Origin of the sequence: Fischerella thermalis PCC 7521, from assembly GCF_000317225.1 — a bacterium.
Lineage (GTDB): Bacteria > Cyanobacteriota > Cyanobacteriia > Cyanobacteriales > Nostocaceae > Fischerella > Fischerella thermalis.
The window spans coordinates 1-14,863 of sequence record NZ_AJLL01000063.1; the positions used below are offsets into that span (position 1 = coordinate 1).

The window sequence follows — 14,863 nt, forward strand, 5'->3', positions numbered from 1 at the left end:
TCCAAGCAATTCAACAATTGCGTCGTCACGGAGTAGTAGGTATGGTTGGAGATTGCATTAACGATGCACCTGCTTTAGCTACGGCAGATATTAGTTTTGCTGTGGGTGGAATTGATATCGCTTTAGAGACAGCAGATGTGGTGCTGGTCGGTAGTGACTTGAGACAGCTTGCTTATGCAGTAGATTTAAGCCGACGTACTGTGTCAGTGATTCAACAGAATGTAGTTTTTTCTCTGGTAACTAAGGCTTTATTTTTGCTGTTGGGGACGTTTGGGTTTGTTGGTTTAGCGATCGCTGTCTTAGCTGATACAGGAACTTCTCTGTTAGTTACTGCAAATGGAATGCGGCTATTTAAAACCAAAACTTTGAAAAATTAAACAAATAACGCATATTCTACAGAGATTAGTAACGTTATTAAAGGTTTTACTCTAGTAATTGTCCTTGCCTGAATTTCTGTAGTTTCAGCATCGTAATACATATCATTAACCACAAAAATCCAACACCATATCCAGCAATTACATCTGTCGGCCAATGTACTCCTAAATATAGGCGACTGATGCCAATTGCCGCTATTAAAATAACTGTTAAAACATAGATTAACCGTGAAAATTGAGGATAATGAGTAGCTAGTATATAGGCAATAAAACCATACAATACCATAGAGCCTAGTGCATGACCGCTAGGAAAACTGAAAGATTTTTCAGAAATCAAAAGTGTCCAAAGTTGCGGGCGGGGTTTTGAAAAAAATAACTTTAAACCTGTATTTAGAATTAACCCTCCTATACAAGTAAGCACAAAAATATATGTTTCTATCCGGTAACGTCGCCACCAAAGTATTCCTAAAGTAACTCCTGCGACTACTACTACTGTCTTTGGATTACCAAGATTCGTAATAAATAGCATCAAATTATCAAGACTCGGATTGGCAAATTGATGTAGCCATAATAAAAAAGATGTATCAAAGGCAAAAGCTTCTTTTTCCAGAACTTCTTCAGCAAGCTTGGCGACAACAAACAAAATCAGCAGACAAACAGTAATTCCAACTATACCAATCGTGGCAATTAAAGGAGCTAAACGAGGATATACATGGCGTAACCAAAAGGTAGGAATTTCTCGTATCATTGAGTTATGTCTAAATCTGTTATTGATTTATAGCTTATAGAATAATAGTCAAGAAACTGAAAAGATAATTTTAAATCAAAAATTCAGTTACTTTATTTAAATTAAGCTTTTAAGCACCTGGTTTAAAGTAATCTAGTAATCTATCCCCTGAATCTGCTCTTACCAGAGCTACCACTATATCGGGTAGTGCAGCTAAATTCGGATACACTAAGTAACGAGGTTCCCAACGAGGACTAAACTTATCCTTAAATGTATGCAAACCCTTAAAGTTATAAAACTTTTTTAAGTGTTCGTAGAGATATTTTAATGCTTTCTCCAAAGTTGGAGAATCTTGTGTTTTTCCAACTCCAGAAAGTGCTGATAATCCTAAATTGAAACCGTCATAGTTGAGTTGCTGGAAGTGCTGAAACATTGAGACAAATAAAAATTCCATTGTCCCTTTTTCAATGTCTGTACGTCGTCGCATCAAGTCAATAGTAATTTCATTTTTCTGATACTCTGATACCACATTTGCGAAGGCACTAATTGTTCCTTCTGGAGTATATACAACCACAATTTCGCATTCACGCAAGTAGTCATAATCAAACCAACCAACAGAAAATTTTTTCTCGGCTCCCTGCATCATCTTAAGCCATTCATCACTTACTGACCTCAATTCTGTTAATAATTCATTGGCAATCGGTGGTTGATAAAATTTAACTTTATGACCCGATTTAGTCAGCCGATTAAGGGCATTTCTTAAGTTTTGGTTAGCTTTGCCTTGAAGGGTGAAGCTATGTAAGTCAACAATTGCCTCCTCACCAATTTGAACAGTACGGTAGCCTAAAGATTTATATATATCTAAATCATCTGGTAAAGTTTGGTAGTATGCAGGATACCAATCATTTTTCTCACAAAATAGTTGAAACCCAATAATTACCTCTTGTCTTTCTTCGAGTGGGCCAATTGGATCACCTAAAGCTATTGCACCTCTGCCTTTTGCTACATAAGCGATGAAACTTTTCCCAGAGGGACTGAAGTAATAAGTTTTATCATCAAAGAGAGTAAATCTTGCTAACGAAGATTTTCCATATTGTTCTACAATTTCTTTTGCACGTTTTCTTTCTACTTCTAAAGCAGGATTTCTTAATAATACCGGACGCAAGAGCATGAATAAAGCATAAGCTAATGTGGAAGCACCTACGAAATATATTGAATCAGCAAAAAATTGTCCAAATCTCGTTGTTGGTTCTAACCCTGCATTATCAGCCGTGAAAAACATTGCCAAAGTTTGCAGCAATGCTTCTGGTAGGTCAAAATTAACTGTGTATTGCCTATCTAGTAGAAAGAAACCTACAGTGCCATAAGCTAATGTAAACAGCAATGCACCGATCAAAACTCGAATTCCTTGAGCAATGGAAGGACGGTCTGATTTGGCAGTGAAAATGTGACGCATTAAAATAAGTTGACCTAGCAAGACTCCAGCCAGCAGACTTTCTTCATAGTCTAATCCTTTGATTAAATGGCTGATAATAGTGACAATTAGTAATCCAACTGTTAGTAACCAAGCTACTCGCTTACGTCGTAATAAATTAGCTGCCAGAGTTAACAATATGAATCCAGTGATTGCTGCAAAAAAATGTCCACCTGCGCGGATATCAAAAGGGACAAATTGCTCTATTAATTCTGTGCGTCTAGGTGAATTGGGAGTAACCGCAGATATCAAATTCACAACCCCTACCATAGCGGTTAAAATAGAGGCTGTCCACAATCCAATCCGTTGACGTTTATTTAGCAATTGCTTTTCCTCACTTTGCTTAACTATTTGATTGTGTCGTGGAGCAAGTTTAATTTCAAGTTGGGTTAAACATAAATTAAGCTAGGAACGCACTTTTAGCCGTTGATTCATTTCATACAAACCCAGCAACACCACTGCAACTATCAAGGGCAGGATATAGTAAACTCCTCGGTAAGCTATTAGCGAACCCAAAGCTGCTGGGGCTGTTACTTCTGATGGCAGTAGCAAAAGTATTACGGTTTCAAACACTCCTAAGCCTCCAGGAACGTTGCTAACAATACCTGCAATCATTGCTAGTAAGTAGATACCAGCAAAGCCGAAATAGGACGAAGGAATACTTGGGGGTAACAGAAGATAAAGAACAGCGATCGCCAATCCCCAATCCACTAAAGAAATTCCTATTTGCTTCAAGGAAAGTCGAAAGGAAGGGAAAGAAAATGTCTGTCCACGAATCCTTAAGGGTTGATGATAAAAATAACTTCCCAGCAAATATGCTCCTACAAGGATTAGAAAAATAACTCCGATTGGATGAACAGACACAAAGGGTAAATTTAGTAGGGTAGGAATAGTAAGTGGTTCAAGAAGAAATATTATCCCACTTACGGCGAACAGTCCTAACCAAAAACTCAGGTTCTCGAAGGCAATTACTTGAGCGATCGCTCCTACTGATACCCCCCAATTTGAATAAAGACGGTAGCGAATAGCACCACCTGTTAAAAGAGCAAAGCCAACAGAATTACTGATAGCATGGCTGATAAAAGCTGTAAAAATAATTGCACTACCAGGAAGCGAACGACGGATATGGCGGAAGGCTAGAAAATCATAACTAGTTAGTGTTAGATAGCCTGCGATGGAGCATCCAATGGCTATAAACAAGCGATTTGAGGGAATTTCTATCAAACTACGGAGAATATCACTTGGTTTATACTGCCGCAGTTCGTTGTTGATTGTCCAAAGAGAGAAAGCAAACAACAACAAGCCAAAAACAGATAAACTAATTTGAGAAAAGCGTTTTTGATTCATCTTTAAAGTCAAGAACAGTTATTTACTGTCATTAACAATTTATTCGGTTTTGGCTTATACATACTTGATACATAATTTATAGTAAAAGCCTTCTATGCTTAACCCATCTACCACGAGAAGGAAGGATGTTGCAGCAATTGATAGCAATCATATTATCAAGTCAGACTAATTATTATACTTTTCGGATTGTTTTCAAACTTTTTCATATATTACAAATAATACCTAACACTGGTAACTACACTGCTGTGTTTATTGCGTAAAGCCCTGCGTAAAAACAAAGATGTTTGGTTGTGCAGCAAATCTTCCCACCAATGACGTGTAACAAAAACGGGTATGATGACGGTAGTAAATACATTTGGGTGTTGTGTTTCATATTCACTTACAAATTCAGCCAGGGGAGTGACTATTGAGCGGTAAGGAGAGTCTAAAATTACTAAAGGAATATCTAACTCTAATTGCTGCCACTGCTGCTGAATTTGTTCTCGATCTGTAAAACCAATATCAACATGAACTGCCACAATTTCATCAGCTATGCTGCGGGCATAATCAAGAGCTTTTACAGTACCTTTGTGCAGTTGCCCAACAAGGACGACAGCAGGATGGGTAATAGTTTCTGCTTTTAATCTGGTTGGATAATTTATAATTTGAATTCCTTCAATACTGAGACGATTAGCTACATATTGATAGTGACGGCGAATTAAGAGAAATAAACTGACAACGAGGGGAATAGCTAGAACTACAACCCAAGCTCCTGCTTGGAATTTTGTCACAATAATCACAATAGCAACGATAAAAGTAGCGATCGCCCCCATACCATTAATGATTGCGCTAGTACCCCAACCTGATGTTTGTTCCTTAAACCAATGACGTACCATTCCGGCTTGCGAGAGGGTAAAGGAGGTAAACACCCCAACAGCATACAGAGGGATAATTGCGTTGACTTCGCCTTGGAAAATAATGATTAGAATAGCAGCTAAAATACTCAGTAAAATAATACCGTTGGAGTAAACCAGGCGATCGCCCAACAGTAACAGCTGCCGAGGTAGAAAACTATCTCTGGCTAACATTGAGGCAAGTCGCGGAAAATCCGCATAACTTGTATTTGCAGCTAGTAGTAAAATCAATAATGTCGTAAACTGCAAAAAATAATATAGTATTCCACTACCAAAGATTTGACGACCTAGCAAAGAAACTACAGTTTGATTAGATTCTGGAACAACATGATAAGCATGGGCAAGGTAAGTAATACCTAAAAACATTGTCCCTAAAATCATACTCATGTATAACATTGTCATACGAGCATTTTTCCACTCTGGTTGTTTAAAAGCCATGACTCCATTAGAGATAGCTTCCACCCCTGTCATTGCTGTACAACCTGCTGCAAATGCTCGTAAAATCAGAAATAAACTTAGAGGTTCTTTTGCTGGAATTGCTGGATAAGTTTGAGGAATTAATGTTGTAAATTGATGATAAATACCTAAAATTAGTAGGATAAATATGCAAATAATAAAAGCATAAGTGGGAGCCATAAATAAATTGCCAGATTCTCGCAAGCCTCGTAAGTTAGCTAACATTAATAAAAAAATAGAAATCACGCAAAGCTCAACAGTGAAGTCTTGCAAAAGAGGAAAAGCAGAGGTCAGAGCAGCAATCCCAGCTGCAACACTTACCGTTACCGTCAGGACATAATCTATTAGTAAAGAAGCAGCAGCAACTAAACCAGGGAAAAGACCCAAGTTTTCACTTGCCACCGTGTAAGCTCCGCCACCAGTAGGATAGGCACGAATAGTTTGCCGATAGGAAAGCGTGACGATTGCTAACAGCAGACTAATGGCTAGAGCAATAGGAAGAGATAAGCCTAACGTACTACTACCTGTCAAAACTAGCACAGTTAAAATTTCCTCAGTCGCATAGGCAACAGAGGAAAGCGCATCAGACGAGAGAACAGCTAATCCAGCCGCATTGCTTAATCTTTCTGTAGAATAGGAGCTAGTTGGTAAGGATGAACCAATCAGCTGATGCTTAATTTTAGAGTACAAAGACATACAAAAAACATTTGAAAACGGTAGAATAATCCCAATATAGAAAGCAGATTGATTAATTCTTCTGCGCTGAGGCTTGCTTAAATTGCTTTCCCACATAGGTAAGTTGGTCTGCTAGATGTTTGTGCCAGTAGTTCCAGCCAACATCTGCGCCAACAATACCATGACCGCCAGGAAAAGCATGGAATTCGTTTGCAATTCCTAACTTATCTAGAGTTTGATGAAACTGCTGAGTTGAGGTCAGAAATTCTTTATCTTGCTCTCCAGCATCCAAATATGCTCTAATGCGTTTACGTTCTGCCACTGGTATTTTTTCAATAAAATCTTGGGGACTATTTGCCGTACCACTGCTATCGGTAAAGTAGCCGCTAGAACTAAAGAAAATATTAAAGTTATTCAGGTGGCGTAAACCAATATTAAAAGCTCCCCAACCACCGCTTGATTGTCCTCCCATTGACCAAAACTGCGGTTCATTCAACGTCCGATAACGAGATTTCACAATTTTGACTAACTCTGAACCAATCAAAGTGCCAACTTTACCATTGGGGCCATCATAGTAATCTGAATCCCAAAACGGACTTGTACCGCGCTTGTCGTTGCCATCTGGGGTAATCACTATTGAATAAGGTAATTTGTCACTTTTGTAAAGGTCATGTAGTACGGAGGTGACAGCCGCTTTATCCTGATAAGCACGAGCATCGCCATGTCCCCCGTGGAGTAGGAAGATGACTGGATAGCGTTTGTTTGGGTTCTTGGCATAGTCGGGAGGAAGAATTAAGCCATATTGTCGCACTTCTCCCATTGCCTTGCTGTTGAAAGTTTTTAGCTCAAAGGACAATCCTGTATTTTTCTCTACCTGCGGAGGATCAAGTTGCGGTACACCAGCAATAAACACATACCAATAGCCAGTTGCCAACAAGGTAGCAACTATGGCCATACCTGCTAGTAAAATATTTGACCATCGTAACTTCATTTATAAGTTCCTTGGTTATTATCTTAGAATAATATTAAAGTTAAACTTTTCTATAATTTCTTACAATGCCAATAGTAGTTCATTATTTATTAACCACCTATAAAACTAACAATCAGCCCAGTCAAAACAATCAAAGTCAAAATAATATAGGTGATATCTCGCTGACGCATAAAAGCTAATAGAGAAAAAGCAACTCTAGCAACAGGAGTCGCAATTAATAACAACAATCCAAGTTGAATAATGCCACGACGACGACCTGATAATGCTGAGGTTGCAATTCCTTCAGGAGAGCGAAAAACTGGAGGTTCACCGCGAAAGATTTGATAATTAGGAGTTTCTTTGCCGTGATAAATTAGGTATAAAACTCCGCCAAACAAGACTACAGATGAAGCTAAAAGTACGCCGTATCTTAACAAATTTCCAACCAAAAGTTCGACTTTTCTTTCACTCAAGTTGCGTCGATTTTGGGACATTTTAAATTCTCCCAGTAAAGCCGTTATAAATCATTTGAATTGCCAATAGCACAATAACTAAACTAAAAATATTTCTTAAAACGCCTACTCTTGCTTTTACCAATACCCTAGCTCCCAATAATGCGCCTAAAAGTACACCTAACATGACAGGCATTGCTAGTCCAGGGTCAATGTAACCTCGTTTCAGATACACACCCGCGCTAGCTGCTGCTGTCACCCCAATCATAAAGTTACTGGTAGTAGTAGAAACCTTAAACGGAATCCGCATGAATTGATCCATTGCTAGTACCTTGAGTGCGCCAGAACCAATACCAAGTAACCCGGAAAGCACTCCGGCGACAAACATCAGACTAAATCCTACGGGAACAGCATAGACATTGTAAGGTTGTTCACCTGACTGTGTTGGGTAAGTGCTATTTAGCTTTAAACGAGTTGCTAAACGATCAGGTGGAGTATCAGCTGAGTGTTCAGGACGGGATTGACGCGAGAGATAGGCGCTGTAAAGTAAAACAAATCCAAAGACCACAGCGAGTATTCTAGTGGAAACAAAAGCTGCTATGGTTGCACCTGCGATCGCTCCAAACGTCGTTGCTACTTCTAAGAACATTCCCAAGCGTAAATTAGTGTAGCCTTCTTTGACATAAGCAGAAGCAGCGCCGGAAGAAGTTGCAATTACGGATACTAGCGAAGCACCAATTGCGTAACGAATGTCAACACCAAAAACCAAAGTTAATAGAGGGACAAGCACCACTCCACCACCTAAGCCTGTCAACGCTCCCAAAAAGCCTGCGGTAGCAGAACTAATCCAGACTAATAGGGTAAATTCTAAAACATTCAAGCGAACACCTCCGGTGGGCGCGTCACGCCAACGCACCTTCGCTTCTAAATTAAACGTTGCTTATTGAAAAACTCAATAGCAACGCCTGCATTATATGGTAAACAAGTTAAGAAATAATTAATTACACGGAATCATTAGGGGTTGCAAATAAAACTCTAACAGCACTCATAATTAGTAGCAAGGCGAATATTTTAGTTAAAACCCCATTCGGTAAACTTGTTCCTATTTTGGCACCGAACCACCCACCTAAAATAAATCCTAGACAGAGAAGTGCAGCTACTTTTATATCTACATATCCTTGCTTGTAATAAGTCCATGCTGCTAATAAATCTATTGGTGGAACTAACAAAGCCAATGTAGTTCCTTGTGCTTGGTGCTGAGAGAATCCTAAGAAAAAAATCAAAGCAGGTAAGATAATTATTCCACCACCAATACCTGTCATGCCACTAACAATTCCTGCTACCAATCCCAAAATTATGCAAAGCCAAATATTAGTCATAATTAAACTTATTCCTCATTAATGTACTTTTGCCAGTATCACAGAGTTTTTTATTAGCTGAAATTGATGTTGCTATTCGTATTATGCTCTCAGCATCAACTAGCCAGATAACTACGCACTTGTTCTTTATACCTGCGTAGAGTACTCAAAGCTTGTAGCTCTATCTGTCTTACTCGTTCTCTACTAACACCCATGCGCTGACCAATTTCCGCTAAGGACAGTTCATTTCCATCTACTAAACCGAAACGTAAATTTAATATTTCTCGTTGCTGGGGAGTTAGTTTTGACAATAAATTTTGAATATTTTGTTGGAGAAACTTTTGCTCAGTGTAAAATTCAGGAGAAACTCCTTCATCCTCCAACATATCTTGTAATTCCGTCTCTCTTTCTGCGCCAACTCGTAATTCCAGAGAGACAGGTTGACGTGCTAAGAGTAAATAATCTCGAATTTGTTTGGGGTCTAAAGATAGTTCTTCAGCAATATCAACTGCGCTAGGAGTATGACCTAATTTTTGAGTTAGTTCACGTTGGGTTCGCTTGATTTTATTGAGTTTTTCTGTAATATGAATAGGCAAGCGAATAGTACGCCCTTGTTCGGCGATCGCTCGTGTAATTGCCTGACGAACCCACCAATAAGCATAAGTTGAAAATTTGTATCCTCTGCTAGGGTCAAATTTTTCAACTCCTCGCTCTAAACCTAAACTTCCTTCTTGAATTAAGTCAAGAAAATCTAGGTTACGTCTTTGGTATTTCTTAGCAATAGACACTACAAGGCGTAGATTAGCCTTAATCATTTTTTGCTTGGCTTGATATCCCTGGCGTAGTTGCTGCACTAGTAATTCTTCACTGATATTTATATTTTCAGCCCATTCTTTTTGTGTAGGTTGACGCTTTAATTGAATAGCTAATTTTTCTTTGGTAGCAAGTAAAATCATCATTTGTTGAACTTGCTTACCAAAATCAATTTCTTGTTCATGAGTTAACAAAGGAATACGTCCGATTTCGTGCAGATAGGTACGCACAATATCAGCATTGGATAAAGATTTTTCATTTTTATCGCTTACTTCTATAGATGGATGAGATATATTTTTCATAGTTTTTTGAACCTTCGTAAATACTGATTGACTTGGAGTAAATGATTTTTGACTCTGTGTAGTTAGTATGACATCAAGAAATGAAATTAGAATGAAATAATGAATTTTATTGATTAAAATGCTGACTTTTTTTGACTAGAGAATGTAAACAGGTTAATTGAAAAATCCAATTCGGTTGAGAGGATAAAATAGAACAATGGCTCGACCTATGATTTTATTGTGGGGGACAAAACCCCAATAGTGGCTATCATAGCTATTGTTGCGATTGTCTCCCAGAACTAGATAAGAATTATTTGGTACAATTACAGGCCCCCCATTGATAGTCTGGTTTAGCTTCAAGGTAATTCTCTTTTAAAGGCGAGCCATTAATATAAACTAGTCCATTCTTAACCTTAACTGTTTCTTTTGGTAAGCCAATTACACGTTTAATGAAAGCTTCGTGGTAGTTTTCAGAAAGCAGTGTTTTGGTCGGATTAAAAACAACAATATCACCTCGTTGAGGTGAGATAAAATCATAGCTAACCTTATCAATAATTAAGCGATCATTAATCTGGAGTGTTGGTTCCATTGAGCCAGAGGGTATATAACGAGCTTCAGCAACAAATGTGCGAACACCGAAAGCAAGAACTAGGCTTAAACCAATTGTTTTAACTGTTTCTAGCAAAATATTTTCATTTTTTGATGGGGATGATTGTTGGTGATGAATGTTAGACATAGTGTTGATAATAAATAACAAGCATTAGACAGAGATAAGTCTTGAAAGTTATTAGTGAGCAAATGTATTGATGTTGGCTTCAGTCATAAATTAAATCTTTGGTGGTAAAATTTTGAGAATCGTAGTCTAAATTATTCATAACTTTTAATTCCTGTAATCTCGGTTTGTAACTTCATATTAAGAGGTAAAAGTCAAGAACTCGAAAAGATTTCTCTGATAGAGAGCAGATGTGCTTAATTCAGCAAAAACTGATATTTATTTAAGTTAAGAGCTTGATGTTACAGGATTTTGTCAAAAAGTTGAAAAAGTGATGTCTATCCAAATTAAATAACTACAATCACGCATTCAGTAAGCATACTCAGTCTTTATGAAAAATATCAGGTTCTATTTAACATGACTTCCTTACCTTGGTTTTTAGAAATATTGGTTGGAGTCGGCATGGGTTTCTGTTCTGGGCTGTTTGGTTTAGGCGGGAGTTCAATTGGTACGCCCATTCTACGGCTGTTAGGACTACCACCTTTAATTGCTCTGGCTAGTCCGCTTCCACTTACATTACCGAGTGCAATCGGAGGCGCGATCGCCTATCGAAAGGAACATCTCATTTACTGGCGTATTGCCTTATTAACTAGTCTTTGGGGCTTCCCTGGTGTCTTACTCGGAGCCTGGATTACTGAATTTCTTCCAGGGACAATCCTGATGCTTTTAACGGCAGGGTTTATCCTGTCCGTGGGAGTTTACGGTTTAAGTGGACTCCGAAATCGCAGCTTACCTGAAACGAAAGTACAACTGCATGAGGCAATTATTCCCTATTGGTCGCCTTTGTTGGGATTAATCAATGGCTTGCTTGCCAATGGTGGCGGACTTTTGTTAGTCCCTCTTTATCAATTGGGTATTGGGTTGGGGTTACGAGCAGCCTTGGCAACCTCCCTTGCAACTGTTACACTCATGGCAATCCCTTCAACAATCATTCATGCTTTCTTGGGACATATTGACTGGGAGTTGACCGGTTGGCTAGCCGTGGGAGTTTTTCCATCTACCTATTTGGGAAGTAAACTTGCCCTGCGTTTGCCAGGTCTGATGTTAAGTCGCTTGTACAGCGCTTTTTTAATTGTCCTAGCACTTTACTTTGGTTATACGGAGATTGCTAGTGTAATTAAGTAAATAAAATTATGTTGATATACTTATCTATCACTATATCTGATTTAATTAGTATTGTTTAAGTTGTCAAAATATTGATCGTTTCAATATGGGTTTTATCAAACGCAAGTGGTTTCAAATATTCATTGGCGGGCTTGTTCTCCTATACGCAATGGAAAAAACGCTTATAGCAACCAATAACCTCAACTTTGTCCCTAGCGTCATTTTACTTGGGTCTTTTTTAATACCTATTACCTTTGTAACTTACCTCTACGAAACTCTACCAAATTGGGAAGTGTCTTTTCCTGCAATGGCTATCTGTTTTCTTTGGGGCGGAGCGGTAGGTACTATTGTCGCGGGAACCCTTGAGTATAATGTTCTGGAAACGCTGGGCTTTTTGCCAATGCTTGGCGTGGGATTAATTGAGGAAAGTGCTAAGTTAATTTTCCCTTTAGGATTTTATCTTAAAGGTCGCCTGCGTTCTGAGGCAACAGGAATACTTTTAGGAACTGCTTCTGCAATGGGTTTTGCTGCACTGGAAACGATGGGTTATGCCTTCGTTACACTTTTGCGATCGCAGGGGAATCTACTTGTCCTTGATGGGGTCTTATTTGCTCGCGGACTGTTATCTCCTGCTGGACACGCAGCTTGGACTGGGCTGGTCTGCGCTGTACTATGGAGGGAACGAGAGAAAGCAGGTCGTGCGGTATTAAATTGGCAGGTATTAGGAGCTTTTTTAACATCTGTTTTACTCCATGCTTTGTGGGATATATTTAACAGTTTCAGAGGCGCTACATTTATTGCATCTATTAATTTAGAGTTGCTGAGTATGCTTGTTGCTTACACCAGCTTGACATTACTCAACAGGCGGATAAGTGAGGCCAAGTCTCCCCTCATCTAACTAGATATTATTTCTAACTTATCTTTAATAGATGTATATTCAATATTATCCAATCATCCGAGCAATACCAAAAGCAACTGCTGCTGCTAGCCCTCCCACTAAAACTGTTTGCTGTCCGCTACGCAATGAATTTACTCCAGTAAAGTGTCCTTTTACAAAACCAAAAGCAAATAATGCAACTAGTGTTGTTATCGTTGATACCTTGAGTGCTATTGTAAGGTCACTGATGAATATGTAGGGTGAAAGCGGGATTAATCCGCCAGCAATGTAGGAAGTTGCAATGGTAAAGTTGCTGACCTGCCTGTGAAAATTATGTGATCGCCTCCGACAGAGCGTAGCCCATCGCACAGTAGTCATGTCAACCTAAGATAATCAAACCCTCATTCTACTGTTGAGCAACATGGCAAATCGTCGCTATCATTAATCAATCTTGTCGATCAATCGGCAATGGTGCTGGTTGCTTCTGCTTAAGGCTTAAGTAAATAACCAGACTTACAATTATAGAAAGAAAAAGCATACTAGTTTCGACTGTACCTAAACCAAAACCACCATTTTTAGCAGGTTGAGATAGTAAATCACCTATAGATGCTCCAAGCGGACGAGTCAAGATATATGCTATCCAAAATGCCAAGACTGCATTTATTCTAAAGTAATAATAACCACCAGCTACTATCGCAATTAAAACACCAAATATTAGTGCTGATTGGGCATAACCTAGCTTCAAAGCCTCTGCTAGTAAGTCTCCTGTTGCCGTACCCAAGGCAAACGTAAATAAAATAGCTATCCAGTAGAAAAGCTCTCTTTTAGCTGTGTTGATGGAGTGCATAGCTAATGTCTTTTCTTTTGAATACCAAAGCGCAAAAACTACTAGCAAGACAACACTAAAAACTATAGTAGTTGTCATCAAACTAACTCCAAGCTCGTCTACCAATCTATCAGTAATCAGTGTGCCAGTGATACTCATAAAAACGACTACAATCCAATAACTTACTGGGACATACCTTTTCTGCCTAAACTGATTCCAAAGCGCAATGAGTAATACACCACTCATAATATAGGATGTAACGCTTACTATTGCGATCGCTCTTGAGTGAATCTGTACCTTTTCTAATCCTGCTTGGGTTTTGACTTTTTCCTACCAAACAAACTAGTCATACTTAATCCAGTCACCAACAATCCCAACAGTCCCAGTCCGTTCAAAATTGGGTAAATTCCTTGTAAACCAAAGATTTCACCGCGATGAATCTAAAGCAAAAGACTACGCGGAACTCCAATATTAGCTGACCACTCACCTACAAGCGTAGCTGCGATACCAGTTAGCAATGTTACAAAAAGTGGTAAAGCCAGAATAATCGCCAGAGTGCGGTGGTACTTGCGAAATGAACGCATGATCAAAAATCTCCAGTGGAAATTATCTTAGTGATTTCTCACCCCTTGGAAACAGTGGCGATATTTGAGTTAAGTGTCTGTAACCCCTCAAGAGCTTTTGCTTTATCTTTTGCTTTCAGCGCACCCTTTACCTGAGTTGCAGCATCTTCGATTGCATTATAGGTTTTGGAAGATTTAGTTTTAACACCATCTTCAACCTTGACCCAAGCGTTTTCAAACTTGTCAAACTCCTGTTGAGCTTTGTCAAAATTGCCTGATTCCACCGCAGTTTTTGTATTTGAAACTACACTGATCAAAGCATCAAAACCGCCTTGTGTAGCACCAGTCGTTACTTGGTTAGCATCGCGCATTGCAGATATGCGATTTTTAGCTGTGACAGCACCCTTGAGTGCTACTATTTTGGCATCCAACTGTACTAATTCTGTTTTATTCTCACCTTTGATTTCGGTGCGTAGACTTTTTGGTGCATTTTCAAGAGAGGTAAGATTAGCTGTGGCTTTCGTCCAATCATTAGCTTTAGCCATATCGTAGATGCTTTCACCATATTCACCCACTTGGCTCAGAGAAGTTGGTACTTTATCATCATTTACCTCAGTATCAGCATCGTTAGCTGCGTCTGGCTGTTCTCTGTTTTCATCGATTTTCACATCTTTATCCTTACTAATAATCACTTGAATGCTACTGTGATGCTGCGGTATGATTGCAATAGGTAACTGGGGTTGATTTGTAGAGATAGCTTTTGCCAAACCAGCGATACCCAAGGTACTAAGCAAGGAGCCGATAATAATGATTTTTGTTGAGTTATTCATAAATCCTATATGTCTCAATCCGTGTCTGTAGTTTTACTATAGATTGCATTTGTTAAGAAGTTGGAAAGATT

The 14,863-nt window shown here is 38.9% G+C and carries 14 protein-coding genes and 3 pseudogenes; 3 read left to right on the forward strand and 14 right to left on the reverse strand.

Going from position 1 to position 14,863, the window contains the following annotated elements; translation table 11 throughout:
- Positions 1–377: pseudogene (locus tag UYK_RS24235) on the forward strand (heavy metal translocating P-type ATPase); the annotation flags it as partial.
- Positions 378–423: 46 nt separating this feature from the next.
- Here UYK_RS24235 and UYK_RS0113670 read toward each other — a convergent pair.
- From UYK_RS0113670 to lepB, 10 genes and pseudogenes are all read right to left on the reverse strand, one after another.
- The gene (locus tag UYK_RS0113670) at positions 424–1,122 is read right to left on the reverse strand and encodes a phosphatase PAP2 family protein (protein WP_016871578.1); all 699 of its coding nucleotides are present in this window, start codon (positions 1,120–1,122) and stop codon (positions 424–426) included.
- A gap of 109 nt (positions 1,123–1,231) precedes the next feature.
- A complete protein-coding gene (locus UYK_RS0113675; RefSeq protein WP_016871579.1) occupies positions 1,232–2,899 on the reverse strand; it encodes a bifunctional lysylphosphatidylglycerol flippase/synthetase MprF in 1,668 nt (555 codons plus the stop codon).
- Positions 2,900–2,980: 81 nt separating this feature from the next.
- Positions 2,981–3,922, reverse strand: a complete 942-nt coding sequence (locus tag UYK_RS0113680) for a lysylphosphatidylglycerol synthase domain-containing protein (RefSeq protein ID WP_016871580.1) — start codon at positions 3,920–3,922, stop codon at positions 2,981–2,983.
- A gap of 209 nt (positions 3,923–4,131) precedes the next feature.
- Positions 4,132–5,967 (reverse strand): APC family permease, encoded by a 1,836-nt coding sequence (locus UYK_RS0113685; protein ID WP_026086465.1) that lies wholly within the window; start codon positions 5,965–5,967, stop codon positions 4,132–4,134.
- Positions 5,968–6,019: 52 nt separating this feature from the next.
- Positions 6,020–6,937, reverse strand: a complete 918-nt coding sequence (locus UYK_RS0113690) for an alpha/beta hydrolase (protein WP_016871582.1) — start codon at positions 6,935–6,937, stop codon at positions 6,020–6,022.
- Positions 6,938–7,026: 89 nt separating this feature from the next.
- Positions 7,027–7,410, reverse strand: a complete 384-nt coding sequence (locus tag UYK_RS0113695; protein WP_016871583.1) for a DUF1634 domain-containing protein — start codon at positions 7,408–7,410, stop codon at positions 7,027–7,029.
- Between the two features lies 1 nt (position 7,411).
- Entirely contained in the window at positions 7,412–8,248 is an 837-nt protein-coding gene (locus UYK_RS0113700; RefSeq protein WP_026086466.1) for a sulfite exporter TauE/SafE family protein, read from the reverse strand.
- 121 nt (positions 8,249–8,369) lie between these two features.
- On the reverse strand, positions 8,370–8,747 hold the full coding sequence (locus UYK_RS0113705) for a sulfite exporter TauE/SafE family protein (protein ID WP_016871585.1): 378 nt from the start codon (positions 8,745–8,747) through the stop codon (positions 8,370–8,372).
- Positions 8,748–8,842: 95 nt separating this feature from the next.
- The gene (locus UYK_RS0113710) at positions 8,843–9,841 is read right to left on the reverse strand and encodes an RNA polymerase sigma factor, RpoD/SigA family (RefSeq protein WP_016871586.1); all 999 of its coding nucleotides are present in this window, start codon (positions 9,839–9,841) and stop codon (positions 8,843–8,845) included.
- Positions 9,842–9,994: 153 nt separating this feature from the next.
- Positions 9,995–10,556, reverse strand: a pseudogene (lepB, locus tag UYK_RS24240) (signal peptidase I).
- A gap of 393 nt (positions 10,557–10,949) precedes the next feature.
- Here lepB and UYK_RS0113720 point away from each other — a divergent pair.
- Both UYK_RS0113720 and UYK_RS0113725 read left to right on the forward strand, forming a co-directional pair.
- The gene (locus tag UYK_RS0113720; RefSeq protein WP_016871588.1) at positions 10,950–11,717 is read left to right on the forward strand and encodes a sulfite exporter TauE/SafE family protein; all 768 of its coding nucleotides are present in this window, start codon (positions 10,950–10,952) and stop codon (positions 11,715–11,717) included.
- 148 nt (positions 11,718–11,865) lie between these two features.
- The gene (locus tag UYK_RS0113725) at positions 11,866–12,594 is read left to right on the forward strand and encodes a PrsW family intramembrane metalloprotease (protein ID WP_235182332.1); all 729 of its coding nucleotides are present in this window, start codon (positions 11,866–11,868) and stop codon (positions 12,592–12,594) included.
- Between the two features lie 45 nt (positions 12,595–12,639).
- Here UYK_RS0113725 and UYK_RS24245 read toward each other — a convergent pair whose 3' ends face one another.
- The 4 genes and pseudogenes from UYK_RS24245 to UYK_RS27300 all read right to left on the reverse strand — a co-directional run bounded on the left by UYK_RS24245 (position 12,640) and on the right by UYK_RS27300 (position 14,792).
- Positions 12,640–12,951: a VIT1/CCC1 transporter family protein gene (locus tag UYK_RS24245; protein WP_016871590.1), complete on the reverse strand. Its 312-nt coding sequence runs from the start codon at positions 12,949–12,951 to the stop codon at positions 12,640–12,642.
- A 67-nt stretch (positions 12,952–13,018) separates the two neighbouring features.
- Complete coding sequence (locus UYK_RS24250; protein WP_016871591.1) at positions 13,019–13,645, reverse strand: COG4705 family protein; 627 nt, start codon at positions 13,643–13,645, stop codon at positions 13,019–13,021.
- Positions 13,646–13,701: 56 nt separating this feature from the next.
- Positions 13,702–13,983 (reverse strand): annotated as a pseudogene (locus tag UYK_RS24255) (peptidase).
- 38 nt (positions 13,984–14,021) lie between these two features.
- A complete protein-coding gene (locus UYK_RS27300; RefSeq protein ID WP_016871593.1) occupies positions 14,022–14,792 on the reverse strand; it encodes a DUF4363 family protein in 771 nt (256 codons plus the stop codon).
- Positions 14,793–14,863: the final 71 nt, after the last annotated feature.

Coding starts and splice junctions, on each gene's coding strand:
- UYK_RS0113680 (WP_016871580.1), bottom strand. CDS start 3,922: ATGAATCAAAAACGCTTTTCTCAAATTAGTTTATCTGTTTTTGGCTTG.
- UYK_RS0113670 (WP_016871578.1), bottom strand. CDS start 1,122: ATGATACGAGAAATTCCTACCTTTTGGTTACGCCATGTATATCCTCGT.
- UYK_RS0113690 (WP_016871582.1), bottom strand. CDS start 6,937: ATGAAGTTACGATGGTCAAATATTTTACTAGCAGGTATGGCCATAGTT.
- UYK_RS0113710 (WP_016871586.1), bottom strand. CDS start 9,841: ATGAAAAATATATCTCATCCATCTATAGAAGTAAGCGATAAAAATGAA.
- UYK_RS24250 (WP_016871591.1), bottom strand. CDS start 13,645: ATGAGTGGTGTATTACTCATTGCGCTTTGGAATCAGTTTAGGCAGAAA.
- UYK_RS0113705 (WP_016871585.1), bottom strand. CDS start 8,747: ATGACTAATATTTGGCTTTGCATAATTTTGGGATTGGTAGCAGGAATT.
- UYK_RS0113725 (WP_235182332.1), top strand. CDS start 11,866: ATGGAAAAAACGCTTATAGCAACCAATAACCTCAACTTTGTCCCTAGC.
- UYK_RS0113695 (WP_016871583.1), bottom strand. CDS start 7,410: ATGTCCCAAAATCGACGCAACTTGAGTGAAAGAAAAGTCGAACTTTTG.
- UYK_RS27300 (WP_016871593.1), bottom strand. CDS start 14,792: ATGAATAACTCAACAAAAATCATTATTATCGGCTCCTTGCTTAGTACC.
- UYK_RS0113685 (WP_026086465.1), bottom strand. CDS start 5,967: ATGTCTTTGTACTCTAAAATTAAGCATCAGCTGATTGGTTCATCCTTA.
- UYK_RS24245 (WP_016871590.1), bottom strand. CDS start 12,951: ATGACTACTGTGCGATGGGCTACGCTCTGTCGGAGGCGATCACATAAT.
- UYK_RS0113720 (WP_016871588.1), top strand. CDS start 10,950: ATGACTTCCTTACCTTGGTTTTTAGAAATATTGGTTGGAGTCGGCATG.